Here is a 15,301-nt window from a genome sequence, read left to right on the forward strand (position 1 = left end):
CGGTCCTGCGCAACCTCATCCGTCTGCAAGTCGCCAGCAGACGGTAGGCGTGACCTTCAACACTCAAGGCCGCCAATCCGGGCTGATGTTTGATAGCGCACCGAGGCACCCGGCACCGTGTCACGGCCACTTGCGCCCTGGCCCACCGTTACGTCCGCTTCCGGAGGGGGTGCGGCCAAATCCGGGCCCACCGGCGCGTCCGCTGCCTGAGGGCGTGCGACCAAATCCAGGCCCGCCACCGCGTCCGAATCCCTCGCGGCCGGATCCTCATTATTCCAAGCGAACTGGAGAGCAACTGGCCGAGCAGTTATTGAAAAATTATGATGCCTTTCGGGGCCCATGGCCGTCGCGAGAGGTCACGACCCAAAGCGTACACAATATGGCGGCTCGCCCATTGACCGGTAATCCGCACATTGACAGCAATATTCGCCTGGCAAGAGAGCTGGTGCGCCGTCCGGAACTGATGCAGGCCTTGGATCGAAACGGTCGGACAGGTGAATTGGATAACCGCTTGTCCAGGAATGACATCAAGAGCTATCTGCGTTCCGACAACCCCTTGAAACTCGCCACCGACAAAGACATCGTCTTGGACGTGCTCAGGCATTTTAATGCGTTGAAGGGGGGGTTCTGGAACCGTTCAATAGAGCTGAGTACGTTCGAAAAACTCGCGTCGCAACCTTTGACCGGTGATCGGCATAGGGATCATCTCATCCAATTGTCCAGGGAGGTCATGGCGCGCTCGGACCTAGGTGGATTGATGGACAATATTTTTGGACCGTTGCGTGACGGAAAGGCTACGCGATCCGAACTGTTGAAGCTGCTGAGCCTGCTGCGTTAGACCACCCGACTGCCTCGTGCCGCGCAGCACGGGGCACCCGGCAGTCAAAATGCGCATGCATGAGCCGCACGTTCAATCATGAACACATCATCTACGCAACGCCACGGCTTAGAAAACGACCTCCGCCACTGGCTATCGGCGGGTGCCTTTATCTACCGGATAAGGTCTTGACCATGAATTCGCCATCATTTGAACCCCGCCACGCCCAGTACAACGCTGCGACGCTGGTCATGCCACCCCCGCAGGTCAATCTCACGTCGTCGCCCAAGAGCAGCTTCAAGGCACCTACCGCCGAGGATTTCGACAAGGGCGCTCGAACGGTGGCAGAAGAACAGGCGTCCAGTTCGCCGTGCTCACTCTTCCCGAGTATCTGGAGCAAGCTCAAGCTGCCCAGGCGTTAAGTATGCCGGGGTGATGCGAGTCGGTCCCTGGGCGGGCAGATGGTTACAGTTAGTCGAATTTTGCTCGGCCTTTCGGAGGAACCACTGATGCATGAACGCCACTCAGCCTGTGTCAGTGCTTAGGCGATGGAGTCAACATTTAGTGGAGAAGAACCATGATTAGCAGGGTTAATGATTTATTACGTACAGTACCGAAAGCCGCTGATGCGCTACCGGGAGGCGGGGGGCATGCTCGATTTTCGGTAGATTCGCGTGCGCTGGGCAAGCCACTCCCCGTTGCACAGCCTTATTCCGATCGATTCGCCAACGGTGCCGCCCGGCATTTTGACGGTCAGAACATGTACGGTGGCATGTCGAAAGTCGGGAATCCTTACGTCAGTTCGGACGACCACCTGCTGGCGACCGACTTGAGTAACAATCTGAAGTTGCCAGTACTGGATGCATTCAAGGAGGACGGGCACCTGACCCAGCAATCGATGCACAAGATCGCGAGCGAGGACCCGAGCACCAGCGCGGTCCCCGAGCGCGTCATCATGCTGTTTCGGGAGACAGTCAACCGCCCGCGTTTGAACCAGGCGGTGCTTGGAAAGGATCGACACCTCACCGCTGAAAGTCTGTCCAAGGCCTCGGGTTCATTGGTTGGCAATACCAACCCCAACACCCAGAGCGCAGATCCGTACCATGCGAAAACCGATCTGCAGCTGGTCCAGGCATTCAGAGCCATGTTTGATGACATACGCGATAGGTCGGAAGACTACAGTTTCTTTTTTGAGAAGCACCGCTATGTAAAGAAAGACACGATTATCGAGATGAGCAAGGACCCCGACGAAACGGATAAAAATGGTCAGACCGTGCGGGATCCGGCGACCGGGTTCCCGAAGAAAAAATACAGCGAGAACCAGGTGTATATCACCAAGAATTTGGTTGAGCGAGGCTTGCTCGACTCGTTGGACAGTAACAAGGCGAACGGCACCAATATTTTTGGCAGCCATAACCATGACGGCTGGATCAAGAACTACAGCGTTGACCGCTGGATGGAAAACGAGAAAAAAGAAAAAGGCCTCTGAACGCGCTTCCTGAGGGAGCTTCTTGAGCGACTCAAGAAGCTCGTGCTCTATATCATTTATACCCGCAGTATTTTTCCGCTGATTGCCACGGCCACCAGCAATCCACCGATCAACAGGAAGGCGCTTGCCAGGCTGCTGCCGTGAGCAATGAAGCCGATCATGGCGGGCCCGGCCAGAATACCGGCATACCCCAGCGTGGTAATGGCGGGTACAGCGGTATGCTCCGGCATGAGGGTCTGCTTGCCGACGGCGGTGTAGAGCACCGGGACGATATTTGAACAGCCGGCCCCCACCAGCGCGTAACCCAGCAAAGCCATCTCCCAGGCGGGCGACAATGTGGCGAGAAAGACCCCGGCGGCTGCCAGGGAACCCCCCGCCACAATCACCCGCGTAGCGCCCAGGCGCCGTACGATGGCATCGCCAGTCAGGCGTCCCGCGGTCATGGTCAAAGCGAAGGCGGCGTAACCCAGGCCGGCGTAGGCTTCATCCAACCCGCGCTCGGCGCTGAGGAACACCGCGCTCCAGTCGAGCACCGCCCCCTCGGCCAGAAAAACGATAAAGCACAGGCAGCCGATAAACAGCACCACGCCGTGGGGAATCGCAAACGCCGGGCCCGAACTTTCACTGCCGTAGGGCAGCAAGTGCGGCGCGGCCTTGAGCAGCGCCACCGCCATGATGACGATCACTACCAGCGTTGCTTGCAGAGGCGACAGGCCCAACCCCAGTAACCCGGCAACCCCCGCAGCCCCAACGATGCCGCCCAGGCTGAACAGACCATGAAAGCCCGACATCATGGTTTTGCCACTCGCGCGCTCAACAATGACGGCTTGCAGGTTCACCGTGGAGTCCACCGTGCCCAGTCCCGCGCCAAACAGAAACAACCCGGCGATCAGCAAAGGAATCGAGCTGACCGTGGCGAGTATCGGCAAGGCCAGGCATATCATGACCGTGCCGGCGCTCAGTACACGTCGGCAACCGTAGCGTGATGCCAACGCCCCCGCAGCCGGCATCGCGATGATCGACCCCACCCCCAGGCATAACAACAGCAGACCCAGCGTGCCATCACTCAACGCCGCACGCGCCTTGGCATAGGGCACCAGCGGCGCCCAGGCTGCAATACCGAAGCCGGCAATGAAAAATGCGATACGGGTCGACATTTGTTCCAGTCGCCCGGGAACCACGGGCGCTGAGGTGGGGATGGCAGTCATGAAGAATCCTTGGTTTTGCGTTCAACGAACGATGTCCGGCGCGACATCCTTGCACATCAGGCCTTGGGGATCGAGCCGGGTTCCCACAAACGCTTTGTTGTGTAATACGCTGCTGGTCCAGTGTGTAGGCAATCGAACGGACTAAACGATGAAGATTTTAAGGCATGCGGCGCCATGACCCGGTTCTATGATGCACGGGGCAATATTTATGGCGTAGTCAGCCCTGCGTTTTTACGCGGCCGGGGTATCGAGCTGCCCGATAGCGCCGCGCAGGCCGCGTGTGCTCGCGAGCGTTGGGCGTCCCTGGCGATAACGTCGGAGTGCGACTGGGGTTCGACGCCGCGTCCAGCCAATGCGAAAGCCCACCGATGTGATGGCTTGCTGGTTGGCCCTTTCCAGGCCGAGCCGCCGTTTGACCTGTTGATCGTCAACACCGATGGCTCGTTGGCCGAACGCAGTGGCAACGGGCTGACGATTTTTGCCCAGGCACTCACCGACCAGGGCCTGATGACCCAAGCCTGTGAATTGCGCGTGCATCATGACAAACCTGATGCGGGGTCGCCGGTAGCAACGCGGGTCGAGCCAGCCGTCCATGAGCACCGCCAGGGCTTCTGGCTGGCATTGGGTTTGCCCGTTTTCGGGCCGTCGGCGGTGGGCGCGCACGGGGTCGAGCAGGCGTTGCTCGGCGGTACTGAACTGAGCCACGTAACAGCGTTGGCGGCGATTGACTCGCAGTGGACCCACAGCCAGTTTGTGCGCGTGGGCAACCCCCATTGCGTGACGTTGGTCGAGCACGTGTCGGCCTTGCCGGACAACCTGCTGATGCAGCAGCCCGCGCTGTTCGAACAACTGCAGGCGATAGCCTTTGCGCCCCCGGCAGGCAGTGGTCGGCCCTGTTTGGCGGGGGTCAATTTGCAGTGGGCGGCCAGGCAGTCCGGCAATCGGATTATTGCCCGTGTGTTCGAACGGGGAGAGGGCCCCACGGCGTCCTCCGGCACCAGCGCCAGTGCCGTGGCATGTGCGGCGTGGCGAGCGGGTTGGGTCGAAGGTGGTGAAGTGGCGGTGGTGATGCCGGGTGGCACTGCGCCAGTGCGTTTGCAGACGCAGGCTGAAACGCTACTGAGCGTCAGCCTTTTTGGGACTGCATCGCCTCAGGCATAAACCTGTTTGAACGGCTGAAGCCCGGAGTGGTTGTCAGCCGTTTCGCTATCTATTAGTTATTTAACTGCAAGTTGTTGTAGGGGATTTCTTTTTTTAATTAAGTGGTCTAGGGCCTCGATTCTTTGTTTCCTAAAAGACACTTCTAGCTTTGCCGTACGAAACTTCTTTTTTACTTTAACAGGGCCGATTTTTTTCCTGGGATCGCTAAGCTTTGCGGCGTTCAGGCGCTTTTTATCGGCATTTATTCAGTGTTCAGCCGGATAAAAATTCAGATTGGCAATAACATTGGCGGGTAACAAAGGATGGTTGACGCGTTTGTTTCTTCACGTTTCAAGTTGATATTTCCCTGTATGAATACAGACTTCCAGGTACTTGAATTCAAAGGCCAGGAGTTTCTCGATCAACCGTATTTCATCCAGATAAAGGGCGTCAGTGAAGACCCCGACCTTGACCTGGAGGCGTTGCTTCATCAACCCGCCTACCTGGATTTCGGTGAAGCCAGCGAAGGCCTGCACGGGCAGGTTTACGCAATCGGCCGGCAGGATCCGGGTCGACGACTCACCTGCTACCACCTGACGCTGGCACCGCGTCTTGCCTACCTTGCCCACCGGCGCGACCAGCGGATTTTCCAGCAGCGCAGCGTTCCCCAGATCATCGCCACAGTCCTTGAACAACACGGCATTTTGGCCGACAGCCATGTCTTTGAGCTGGGCCCGGTGGTGTACCCGCCGCGCACGTTCTGTGTGCAATACGCGGAAACCGATCTGCAGTTCGTCCAGCGGCTGTGCGAAGAGGAGGGCATTCATTACCACTTCCGTCACAGCGCAGACGCGCATGTGCTGGTGTTTGGCGATGACCAGACTGTGTTTCGCCGCTTGCCCGCGCAGCGTTATTCCCCTGCAGGCGGACCGAAGGCTGATACTCGGGTTATCCAGCGTTTCGATGTGCGGCTTCGTACCCGCAGTGGGCAAACGGTGCGGCGTGATCATGATTTCGAGCATCCGTCCCTGCGCCTGCAGGCCGCTACGGGTTCCACAGCAGAACAATCCCTTGAAGACTACCGCTATCCCGCCGGGTTCAGTGGCCATGAACGGGGTTTGCGCCTGGCTCGCAGAGGCTTGGAACGCCATCAGCGCGACCGTTATCGTGCGTCGGGCGAAAGCGACCAACCGGCGCTGTGCAGTGGGCACTTTCTTGAGTTGCGTGACCATCCAGATCCGCTTTGCAACGATTTGTGGTTGATTACCTCGGTCCGTCATGAGGGCTATCAGCCGCAGGTGCTGGAGGAGGCAGTAGGTGAGGACGGCACCTTCCAGGGGTATCGCAACCGCTTCACGGCGACACCGTGGAGGGCGACGCATCGACCGCCCCTCAAACACCCCAAGCCGACCATCAACGGCACCCAGACCGCAACGGTGACCGGGCCTGCCGGTGAGGAGGTGCATTGCGATGCGTACGGCCGGGTGAAAGTGCGGTTTCACTGGGACCGGCTGGACAAGACCGACGACAAAAGCAGTGGTTGGGTGCGGGTGGCGTCGGCTTGGGCCGGTGACGGGTTTGGCACCACGATGCTCCCACGGGTGGGCATGGAAGTACTGGTGACCTTCCTGGAAGGTGACCCGGACCAGCCGTTGGTCCACGGATGCCTGCCCAACGCGTTGCACATGCCGACCTATCCCTTGCCGCAACACAAGACCCGCAGTGTCTTGCGCAGCCGCAGTACCCTGGGCGGCGGCGGTTCCAACGAGTTGCACGTTGACGACCGTCGTGGCGAGGAACTTATTTACGTCCGCGCTCAACGGGATCTTGAGCAGCAGGTGGGGCATGACGCTCACTTGGAAGTCGCGGGTGAGCGGCGGGAAATCATTCGGGGGTTAAGCACGGTTCACCTGGAAAGCGAAGAGCATCGTCACGTCACGGGTGATCGCAAGGTGGTACTTAAAGCCAGCGATCACTTGGATGTGCAGGCTGATAGCCAGACGTATGTCGGACAAACCCTGGTGATTGAAGCCGGGCAACAGGTGCATCTCAAGGCCGGTGTCAGCCTGGTGATCGACGCAGGTGCGCAACTGAGCTTCAAAGCCGGAGGAGAGCACCTGGTTATCCAAGCGGGCGGCATTTTCGCCAGCCGGCCCATCACCTTGGGTGGCACTCCGTCCGCCATTCGTTCGGCGAAGTCTGCATCGGTTGTCGAGCGCCCGAAAGTCTCCGTTGTCCAGGGCGCCATCATGCACTTGGCCAGGGAACTGGGCGCGGACTTCTGTGCGGTGTGCGAGTGCTGCCGAGAAGGGCTGTGCAATGTCAGTGAGAGGGCGCCCTGATGGACACTCTTCCAAGCCAATGGATGAGCCAACAACTGCAGGCAGGGCGCAGGTTGTGCTTGATACTTGAAGGCGAGAACGCAGCCCGCCAGCCGATGTTGGCAGCGCGGGGGTTACTCGAGTATTGCAGCCTCTACGCACAAACCCCGCTGGCGGAAATCGCCACGGCGGGCCCCTTGATCCTGTTGCTGGATCAGGTCGGCGAGCCTGCGCTGCTGGATCTTCTTCAAAACCCCGAGACGAATTGGGGCTGGTTGGGCAGTTTGCCAGCCGTGGACCTGACGGGCGTGACGCAACATTGGCGCGACCGGCTGCTGGTCGGGCCGCAAGGTAACCAGGCGCTGTACCGCTTTCACGACAATCGTACGCTGGCGCGGGCGCTGAACCACCTGAGCAGTGAGCAGTGGCCAGCATTCCTTGGCCCGCTGATCAGTGTGTGCTACTGGCATGAAGGCCGCTGGCACTGTGGGAACAACCCGTTACCCGGTGACTATTCGGTGCCTGATCCAGCGCCTTGGCTGAGCATACCCAACCCAAATGCCCACGCCATTTTGCACGCCAATATCTTGCGTTATCTGCTGGCTGAGCACAGTGAAAGCCTGGCGGCGCTGGTCGAATTCCAAGACCCCAGAGTCTGGTTGACCCAGGTGCTGGAACAAGCTCGCGCTTGGCAATGGCGCAGGCCTGAACAACTTGAGTTTCTGGTGGTGCGACGGTTGGAAGAGGCCACTCGCGACAGTGGTATTCGTTGGCAGCCAACCGCTGGAGAACCCCCCGAAGATCATTTCCAACGGGTGTTGCAGCAGTGGCACCGGATGGAGAAAGCAGATGACTAGACGCATCTTGGGGGTGTCGCTTGCGCTGGGAATGGCGGGGCTGTGGGGGTGCGCGGCAAAGCCGGTCGATAGCTTTACGCTGCAGGTGGATTTGCCGCCGCAATTTGAACTTAAAACAGCTGCCAATTACGGGCCCGCGACGGGTGAGGCCTGCACGTTGCCAAGGCGCCGAGGCAAGCGGCCGGAGCGCAAGGTCTTTTTTACAGACTACAAAGCAGCGGCCAGTCGGGTGAGTTATCAATTGCCGCTGAATGAAACAGTGGACGGGTGCCCGCTGGTGTTGCGTGGCGTGGAGTTTGATTTTTATGCGAAATGGGGGACACGGGATGGGGATGTTGGGGGGGATATTGGGGGTGTTTCCATTGTTGATCGCCTTGATACGTCCCGGATGCCTGAGTCCGGTGTTCAGGTACTGCCGGGTCAATGTCAGTGGTTGTTTCGAACGGTAGGCACTATTCATGGGATCAGAAAGATTCTGCAATGCCGTTCACTGGGCGCGGCGGGTCAACTGCAAAAAAAAGGCGCAGGTGGGGTTGCACAGCGTGATGAGCTACGTGGGAAGACGCTCAGGGTGGTGCTGACCTTAACGGAGGTGGAACATCCGGCTTTTGACGATAGATGGATAGCTGTTCCTGGCGGGTGGAGGCGTTGCAGAGGTAAAAGTTTCGACGATCTGCACGCGTATTGCGGCAGTAATACCAAGGACTTCACGCCCATAAAAATGCCGGATGGGCGCATATGTGATGTCTATCCAACGTGCAGTGTAAAGGAGTGAAATCATGATGCAGAACGCATGGAAGCGAGCTTTTTTCAGTGACAGGATGCCCGCGTGCCCGTTGCGAGGGACATGGGTGAGCTTTTGCTTAGTGGATGAAACAGGTAGCGGAAAGCCCTATGGCGGTCTTCCATTTACTATCTACGACAGTGCCGGGGCCCCATACGAAGGACGGTTAAATGGTGATGGATTCGCCAAGCTTCAGGGTCTTTATTGTGGCCCCGCGGTTCTAAGTTTAGATAATCAATACACCGGGCAAGAAGAACCTTACCGCGAACTGATGACACGTAGGACTTACCAATTGCCGATCTCCGAACTTCAATTCCGTGCTGAGCGAACGGCTTTTTCAAACCCTGACGGTAAACGTATCGAGAGTAATATTTCACGGCAGAACACGGATTGTTTTTATCAGGTTGAAGTAAGTGATCTAGTTCGCCATACCGCCCATCTCCCCCCGGCAGCACCTTCACCTCACCGCCCCCAACGCCACGCCCTGAAAATGATGGCAGACCTAAGCTTCGGTCCCCCCCAGCCGACCTTGTTCGGGGTCGTACTATTCCCCAACAACCACACCGTTCTTGAAGTCCGCCCGCTTCGAGCCCTGCGCCCGATGTTGTCAACGCAGGATGATTTCTGCGCCTTGAACCTATACCAGTTGGCGTTATTTGCATCACTTAGCTATTGCAGCTTCGGTCAGGCGCCGCCGGAGAAACCCCAGGATGAAGTGCGTTTTCCGCTGGATCCCAGTGTCGGGAATCTGTTTGCCGAACAGCTCGCTGGGCATCAGGAAGCGTGGCGAGTTGATCCTGAGCAAACACAGCGTTTCTACCCACTCTATGAGGAAGTCCCGTACTCCCGGCGCTTCGAAATCCTGCCGTTCGACCCTGCGTTGTACCCCCAGAATCGCCCGGAACTGGGCGATCAACAGGAACACCCCGCGCGCTCGCATTTCTTCGATGACGAAAAAGACGGCACTGATACCCAAGCGTTCATCACTCACCACGATGAGGTCATCCTGATAGCGGTGCGTGGGACTGCCAGTGCCGCAGATGGATTGCGCGATGCCAACGCCCACCAGGTGCATTTCGCGGAGGGGGTTGGCAAAGCGCACGATGGTTTCTATCAGGCGTACCGAGCAGTACGTAAGTTCGTGTTGCGCTACCTCGATCAGTTTCACACCGGCCAGCGCATTGTGATGTGTGGCCACAGCCTGGGCGGCGCGATTGCGTTGCTTCTGGCTGAAGGCTTACGACGAATTCCCGATGCAAACTACAACATCCTCCTCTATACCTACGGCGCGCCCCGTGCCGCCGACTCCGCGTTCACCGCTGGCGCTTCCACGCTGGTCCACCACCGCATCGTCAACCACAACGACCCCGTCCCCAGCGTCCCGGCACCCTGGATGAACACCACCGCGAAACTCTGGATTCCCGGTGCCGTTACGCTATTCAGCGCGCCCACGGCGGGTGGCCTGTTGTTCGCCGCAGGTCTGGTACGCATTGGCGGCAACCCTTACCAGCATCATGGCGAGCAGCAACACTTCATGCCGATCATGCTCCCCGATGGCACGCACTCGTCGGTACTCTGGAAGCCCGGCTGTGAGTCCATCGAAGAGGCAGGCCGCAATCGGGCGTTGCAAGTGCAGGGGGATATGCCCGACCGCGAAGGTTTGATCAGACAGTTGGTGCAATACAAGCAGCACTTCATGACCGCCAGCTACATACCTGCCGCCTGGGCGACGTTGCGGCGCTGGCAACAAGCGGTGGACAGCGACGGCCCTCTGGTGACCCAGCGCGAATTCGACCTGCTCGACCATGCCCTGGCGTCCATGCGCAAACAACTGCAAGACAAGCGGCGTGAATTGACTCGACATCGCCCAGCCAACGACCGGACCTATGCATATCACGAGCCCTTGAACGCCGAGATCGACCGCCTGAACAGCAGTCGCGAACGCCTGCAAACCCTGCGCTGGCGGCGTCTTGAGGCCCGCGATATCTACGGGAGCCATGCCCACTCCGTCACGTTGCAACCTTGCCTCAAGCGCTGGTTCCGCCATCGTGAAAATCAGACGCGGACTCAGATCGCCAGTATCCCTCCCGCCACGCAGAGCGAGTTGGGGAGGGCGCAACCGCTGGATATCGACCCAATCCAGTGACCCGCTCGCTTACACAAACTCTACCTGTGCCGGCTGACGCTTCATCAATACCTTGCCGTTACGAATCGAGTACAGCGGCAGGCCCTGGCTGCGAATCACTTCGTAGTCGCTGTCCGCTGAAAGGATCAACAGGTTGGCCGGGCGTCCAGGCTCCAGTCCGTAGCGATCACCCAGGGCCATGGCCTTGGCGCTGTTGTCGGTCACCAAATCGAGGGCGCTTTGCAGGTTGCGGTAGCCGAGCATGTGGCAGATGTGCAAACCGGCTTCCAGCACCCGCAGGATGTTGCCGTTGCCCAGCGGGTACCAGGGGTCGACGATGGAGTCCTGGCCGAAGCACACGTTCATGCCGGCTTCGAGCAGTTCGTTGACCCGCGTGACGCCCCGGCGTTTCGGGAAGCTGTCGAAGCGGCCTTGCAGGTGGATACTTTCGGTCGGGCATGAGACGAAGCTGATACCGGAGTGCCCCAGCAGGCGAAAGAGCTTGGCGCAGTAAGCATTGTCGTAGGAACCCATGGCCGTGGTGTGGCTGGCGGTGACGCGGGCACCCATGTCGCGGCTGCGGGCTTCTTCGGCCAGCACTTCGAGAAAGCGCGAATGGGGGTCGTCGGTTTCGTCGCAATGCACATCGACCAGGCAACCCGTGCGTTCGGCCAGGTCCATCAGGAACTTCACCGAACTCACGCCTTGGTCGCGGGTGTATTCAAAGTGGGGGATGCCGCCGATCACGTCGGCGCCCAGGCGGATGGCTTCTTCCATCAGCTCGCGGCCGTTGCGGTAGGACTCGATGCCCTCCTGGGGAAAGGCGACGATTTGCAGGTCGATCAGGTGCGTGCTTTCTTCGCGCACTTGCAGCATGGCCTTGAGCGCCGTGAGGTCGGGGTCGGTGACATCGACATGGGTGCGTACGTGCTGGATGCCGTGGGCGGCGAGGGCCTGGATGGTTTTCTTGGCGCGGGTCCTGGTGTCTTGCTCGGTGATGGTGGCCTTGCGTTCGCCCCAGCACTCGATGCCTTCGAACAGCGTGCCGCTCATGTTCCAGCGGGGTTCGCCGGCGGTAAGGGTGGCGTCAAGGTGGATATGGGGTTCGACGAAGGGGGGGATCACCAGGTTGGCAGCGGCATCCAGGTCACCGGCCGTCAGTACGGGCGGCGTCGCTTGTGGGGTGATGCTGGCGATCCGGCCGTTTTCCAGGTGCAGATCATGCAGGCCTTCACGGTCGCGCAGGCGGGCGTTGATGATGTGCATGGGCAAGTTCCTCTTGGCTAAAAACAATCAGGCAGACAGTCGCCAGATCATCAGGGCGATGCCGATGTCCAGACGGTCATCAGATTACCATTCTCGTGAAACCCGGGTTCCAGGGTCAGCGTCGGCCAGGGGCACCCGCACGCGCAGTACGGCGCTCAGTGAGATGTAGGTGAGCGATGCCGCAGCGATCCCCACCAACGGCGCGACCCATGGCGAGTTGAATGCCAGCACGGTACCCACTGCATACGCCACCAGCCCCGGCCAGTTGAACGCCGGCAGGCGTGCGTCGGACAAGCGAGGGTAGTGGCCGCGATAGCGGTAGAAGAAGTCCGCCATGATGACGCCACCAATCGGCGGGATCACCGTGCCCAGCAGGATCAGGTATGGCACCAGCATGTCGTACATGCCGAGCAGCGCCAGCAGAGTGCCGATCACCGCGCCGGCCAGGGTGACCGTTTTGCGGCGTTTGGTGCGCAAGAGATTGCAGCCGGCCACGGCGAAGTTATAGATGGTGTTGTCCTGGGTGCTCCAGATATTGAGCAGCAGCATCGCCATCGCCGCCATGGCAAAGCCTTGCAGCAACAAGACTTCCACCACATCAGGTTGCTGATAGACGATGGCGCCATAGGCTCCTATCAGCACCATCAGGCCATTGCCGATAAAGAAACCGATCAGGCTGGCCAGCACTGCCACCTTCGCCGAGCGGGAAAACCGTGTCCAGTTGGTAGCCTGTGTCGCGCCGCTGACAAAGGTGCCGAACACCAGGGTAATAGCCGTGGACAAGTCCAGTTCAGCGCTCGGCACTACCGCCAGCAACCCATCCAGCCCGCCGACTTTCATCGTGGCGACCCACATCGACAAAAACAGCAACAAGCCCATGGCCGGCACTGCGATGTAGGACAAAATCTCCAGCCCGCGATAGCCCACGTAGGCCGTGGCGCAGAACACCAGCCCGAACAGCACCATCAAGGCCAGCACGCTGCCCTGGCTCAGCTCGAAATATTTACCCAGCACCACGGCCGCCGTGGCTGTTCCCCAGGCGTACCAGCCGATTTGGGTGAAGCCGAGGATCAAGTCACTGAGCTTGCTACCCACTTCGCCAAAGCAGAAGCGCCCCATCAGCACCGAGTTCAGACCACTCTTGAAAGCGATGTAGCCCAGGGCTGCTGCGTAAATACCCAGCAGCAGGTTACCCAACGCCACTACCCCGAGCATCTCAGTGAAACTGAACGCCACCCCCAACTTGCCGCCGGCAAACATGGTTGCGGTAAAAAACGTAAAGCCCAGCAGCACCATGGCGGTCGATGCCAGGCCCTTGCGCGCATGCATGGGGACTTCGCTTAAGGGGTAATCGTTGCCCGGTTCTTGCTGCGTCATGTGCCTTGCTCCCTGAATGAGTGACGAGGCCTGTTGCACCGCGCGTGCCAAATCAGTCGCAGTGACCGGCGTACGGTACGGTGCACAATCTTTATAGCCAAACAGGGAGCCAACGCAGGAGGGAGTGTCCGTGGTGCCCAATCGGGCACGAAAGCGGTGCGGGGGTGATACAAATTGGATCAGTGGATTCGCCACCACAGTTGGTGCGCAGCCACAAAAAAACCACCGCAAGGGTGGTTTCTTCATAACGCCGGCTTACTCGCCGCGATAGATGCAGCCGCTGGTGCAGGTCTCATGGATGCGGATCGCGCTGAGTTCCGGCAAAAGCGGTTTCAGTTCAGTCCAGATCCACTTGGCCAGCACTTCGCTGGTTGGGTTTTCCAGGCCTGGGATGTCATTGAGGTAGTTGTGGTCGAGGCGTTCGTAGAGCGGCTTGAAAATCGCCTTGATCTCCGAGAAGTCGCGAATCCAGCCGGTATGGGGATCCAGGTCGCCGCTCAGGTGGATCGCCACCTTGAACGAATGCCCATGCAGGCGCCCGCATTTGTGGCCATCCGGCACGTGCGGCAGGCGGTGGGCGGACTCGAAGGTAAACTCTTTGAAGATTTCCACAGTATTTTCAGCTCGGTCAGGTATCTGGCAGGCGGCGAGTTTAACAGCTTGATCACGCGCCGCGCATACCGCTGGGTCAAAGCGCCTGCAAGCGCTCGCCCAAGCCACCGTTATCCGCCAGTTGCAGAAACTCATCCCCCAGCCGCTGGCTTTCGCTCATCGCGGTTTGCCAGTATTTATTGCGACTTTTGTCGTCGCCCAAAAAGCGCTTGAAGTCGCTGCGGTCCGGCAGTTTGCCGTGGGGCAGGCGGGCCAGGTAGTCCCTGGATGGCGCCAGCAGCAACACGTCCTGCAAACCCTGTTGATTGCTGCGCCGCCATGGCAGGCCTTTGTCGAACCAGCCGGGGATCACCCGATCGGTGAAGTGCGGGTACAGCACGATGTCCTCGCCGTGGTAGGGCAAGTCGAGGTGGTAGTCCAGCAGGCCACCGTCGCGGTAGGTGCCGGCGCCTGCGCCGGGCAGGTCGCGCACGCCTTGCATCACCATGGGGATCGAACCCGAGGCAAGCAACGCCTGGCGCAGGTTGCCTGCATCCAGCTCAAGAAACCTCGACGGAAAATCCTTCAGCGGATGCACCGGTGGCAACTGGCGCGGGTCATGGATGATCAACCGTTCGAAGTGCCGCGACAACCGTGCGCGGCCACGCAGGTTATCGGCAATCACCGACGACAGGCCCAGGCCCAGGCGTCCGCGATGGTCATCGGCGAGCAGGCCGTGGCTTTTGACTACCATGATGTTCAGCCGATAGTCGGGGTTGTCCAGCACCCGCGCGTCGCGGCCGGCCAGCAGGTCGTCGAGCATGCGCTGGCAGCTCTGGGTGACCTCGGCCATGGTCACACCTTTGGCAAAGCGTTGTTCGTTGTACAGGCGGCCGAGGTCCAGCAGGCCTTGCACCGGGTCGGGCAGGCAAGCGCTGGCAAAGCGCCAGGAGCCGATGGACGCACCGATCAGCGCCCGTTCCCGTGGTGCCCGAGGCAGCCAGTCGCCGAACAGCGCCAGGTCCAGGCCCTGGATGCCCAACGCCTTGGGACCGCCGGCCGCACCGGGAAGGATGCCGACATCGACAGGCTCAAGGCCTTGTTCGCGGATGCGGGTGAGGGCGCGTTTGCCGGCCTTGAGGGTCAGGGCGGGAAACTTGATGTGGATGGCTGTCATACCGGTCTCTGTTGAAGCGAGGGGGCAGTATAGGAAATCTCGCAAGCTGTGGGAAAACCGCTGTCCGCGCAATTGCCATGGTGGCAATTCAGTTTCAGTTAAGTTGCAGCAGATACCGTGGCCGGCGTAGGAATAACATCGTGTAACGG

13 protein-coding genes are annotated in these 15,301 nt (G+C 59.6%); 8 read left to right on the forward strand and 5 right to left on the reverse strand.

The genetic code is table 11. The features are described 5' to 3' along the window. Nucleotides 1–379: 379 nt before the first annotated feature. The 3 genes from DNK50_RS13320 to DNK50_RS13330 all read left to right on the forward strand — a co-directional run bounded on the left by DNK50_RS13320 (nt 380) and on the right by DNK50_RS13330 (nt 2,306). A complete protein-coding gene (locus DNK50_RS13320) occupies nt 380–838 on the forward strand; it encodes a hypothetical protein (protein ID WP_256595595.1) in 459 nt (152 codons plus the stop codon). A 173-nt stretch (nt 839–1,011) separates the two neighbouring features. After that, nucleotides 1,012–1,239: a hypothetical protein gene (locus DNK50_RS13325; RefSeq protein WP_112196935.1), complete on the forward strand. Its 228-nt coding sequence runs from the start codon at nt 1,012–1,014 to the stop codon at nt 1,237–1,239. Nucleotides 1,240–1,394: 155 nt separating this feature from the next. Continuing rightward, the gene (locus tag DNK50_RS13330; RefSeq protein WP_250926463.1) at nt 1,395–2,306 is read left to right on the forward strand and encodes a hypothetical protein; all 912 of its coding nucleotides are present in this window, start codon (nt 1,395–1,397) and stop codon (nt 2,304–2,306) included. Nucleotides 2,307–2,362: 56 nt separating this feature from the next. Here the strand turns inward: DNK50_RS13330 and DNK50_RS13335 are convergent, their stop codons facing one another. After that, a complete protein-coding gene (locus tag DNK50_RS13335) occupies nt 2,363–3,514 on the reverse strand; it encodes an MFS transporter (RefSeq protein ID WP_112194457.1) in 1,152 nt (383 codons plus the stop codon). A 174-nt stretch (nt 3,515–3,688) separates the two neighbouring features. On the opposite strand from DNK50_RS13335, the gene DNK50_RS13340 reads away from it, so the two are divergent. The 5 genes from DNK50_RS13340 (at nt 3,689) to DNK50_RS13360 (ending at nt 10,762) form a co-directional block, all read left to right on the forward strand. Further along, a complete protein-coding gene (locus tag DNK50_RS13340) occupies nt 3,689–4,675 on the forward strand; it encodes a diaminopimelate epimerase (RefSeq protein ID WP_112194459.1) in 987 nt (328 codons plus the stop codon). A gap of 302 nt (nt 4,676–4,977) precedes the next feature. Further along, entirely contained in the window at nt 4,978–6,996 is a 2,019-nt protein-coding gene (locus DNK50_RS13345) for a type VI secretion system tip protein VgrG (protein ID WP_112194461.1), read from the forward strand. After that, nucleotides 6,996–7,832 carry a DUF4123 domain-containing protein gene (locus tag DNK50_RS13350; protein WP_099584865.1) on the forward strand — a complete coding sequence of 279 codons (837 nt, stop codon included), beginning with the start codon at nt 6,996–6,998 and terminating at the stop codon, nt 7,830–7,832. The genes DNK50_RS13345 and DNK50_RS13350 overlap by 1 nt, the downstream gene beginning before the upstream one ends. Further along, nucleotides 7,825–8,607, forward strand: coding sequence for a hypothetical protein (locus tag DNK50_RS13355; protein ID WP_177411521.1), 783 nt, complete (start codon nt 7,825–7,827; stop codon nt 8,605–8,607). Before DNK50_RS13350 ends, DNK50_RS13355 begins: the two co-directional genes overlap by 8 nt. 4 nt (nt 8,608–8,611) lie before the next feature. Further along, nucleotides 8,612–10,762: a lipase family protein gene (locus tag DNK50_RS13360; RefSeq protein ID WP_112194463.1), complete on the forward strand. Its 2,151-nt coding sequence runs from the start codon at nt 8,612–8,614 to the stop codon at nt 10,760–10,762. 9 nt (nt 10,763–10,771) lie between these two features. Here DNK50_RS13360 and codA read toward each other — a convergent pair whose 3' ends face one another. The 4 genes from codA to DNK50_RS13380 form a co-directional block, all read right to left on the reverse strand. Next, nucleotides 10,772–12,007 carry a cytosine deaminase gene (codA, locus tag DNK50_RS13365; protein WP_112194465.1) on the reverse strand — a complete coding sequence of 412 codons (1,236 nt, stop codon included), beginning with the start codon at nt 12,005–12,007 and terminating at the stop codon, nt 10,772–10,774. An 84-nt stretch (nt 12,008–12,091) separates the two neighbouring features. Then, nucleotides 12,092–13,384 carry a cytosine permease gene (gene codB / locus DNK50_RS13370; protein ID WP_112194467.1) on the reverse strand — a complete coding sequence of 431 codons (1,293 nt, stop codon included), beginning with the start codon at nt 13,382–13,384 and terminating at the stop codon, nt 12,092–12,094. A gap of 255 nt (nt 13,385–13,639) precedes the next feature. Beyond that, nucleotides 13,640–13,996 carry a 6-carboxytetrahydropterin synthase QueD gene (queD, locus tag DNK50_RS13375; RefSeq protein WP_017736453.1) on the reverse strand — a complete coding sequence of 119 codons (357 nt, stop codon included), beginning with the start codon at nt 13,994–13,996 and terminating at the stop codon, nt 13,640–13,642. 76 nt (nt 13,997–14,072) lie between these two features. Beyond that, nucleotides 14,073–15,152, reverse strand: a complete 1,080-nt coding sequence (locus tag DNK50_RS13380; protein ID WP_099584869.1) for a hypothetical protein — start codon at nt 15,150–15,152, stop codon at nt 14,073–14,075. Nucleotides 15,153–15,301 lie beyond the last annotated feature (149 nt).

Source organism: Pseudomonas sp. LG1E9 (assembly GCF_003290225.1).
GTDB classification, from domain to species: domain Bacteria; phylum Pseudomonadota; class Gammaproteobacteria; order Pseudomonadales; family Pseudomonadaceae; genus Aquipseudomonas; species Aquipseudomonas cyclaminis.

Coding starts and splice junctions, on each gene's coding strand:
- DNK50_RS13320 (WP_256595595.1), top strand. CDS start 380: ATGGCGGCTCGCCCATTGACCGGTAATCCGCACATTGACAGCAATATT.
- DNK50_RS13325 (WP_112196935.1), top strand. CDS start 1,012: ATGAATTCGCCATCATTTGAACCCCGCCACGCCCAGTACAACGCTGCG.
- DNK50_RS13330 (WP_250926463.1), top strand. CDS start 1,395: ATGATTAGCAGGGTTAATGATTTATTACGTACAGTACCGAAAGCCGCT.
- DNK50_RS13335 (WP_112194457.1), bottom strand. CDS start 3,514: ATGACTGCCATCCCCACCTCAGCGCCCGTGGTTCCCGGGCGACTGGAA.
- DNK50_RS13340 (WP_112194459.1), top strand. CDS start 3,689: ATGACCCGGTTCTATGATGCACGGGGCAATATTTATGGCGTAGTCAGC.
- DNK50_RS13345 (WP_112194461.1), top strand. CDS start 4,978: ATGGTTGACGCGTTTGTTTCTTCACGTTTCAAGTTGATATTTCCCTGT.
- DNK50_RS13350 (WP_099584865.1), top strand. CDS start 6,996: ATGGACACTCTTCCAAGCCAATGGATGAGCCAACAACTGCAGGCAGGG.
- DNK50_RS13355 (WP_177411521.1), top strand. CDS start 7,825: ATGACTAGACGCATCTTGGGGGTGTCGCTTGCGCTGGGAATGGCGGGG.
- DNK50_RS13360 (WP_112194463.1), top strand. CDS start 8,612: ATGATGCAGAACGCATGGAAGCGAGCTTTTTTCAGTGACAGGATGCCC.
- codA (WP_112194465.1), bottom strand. CDS start 12,007: ATGCACATCATCAACGCCCGCCTGCGCGACCGTGAAGGCCTGCATGAT.
- codB (WP_112194467.1), bottom strand. CDS start 13,384: ATGACGCAGCAAGAACCGGGCAACGATTACCCCTTAAGCGAAGTCCCC.
- DNK50_RS13380 (WP_099584869.1), bottom strand. CDS start 15,152: ATGACAGCCATCCACATCAAGTTTCCCGCCCTGACCCTCAAGGCCGGC.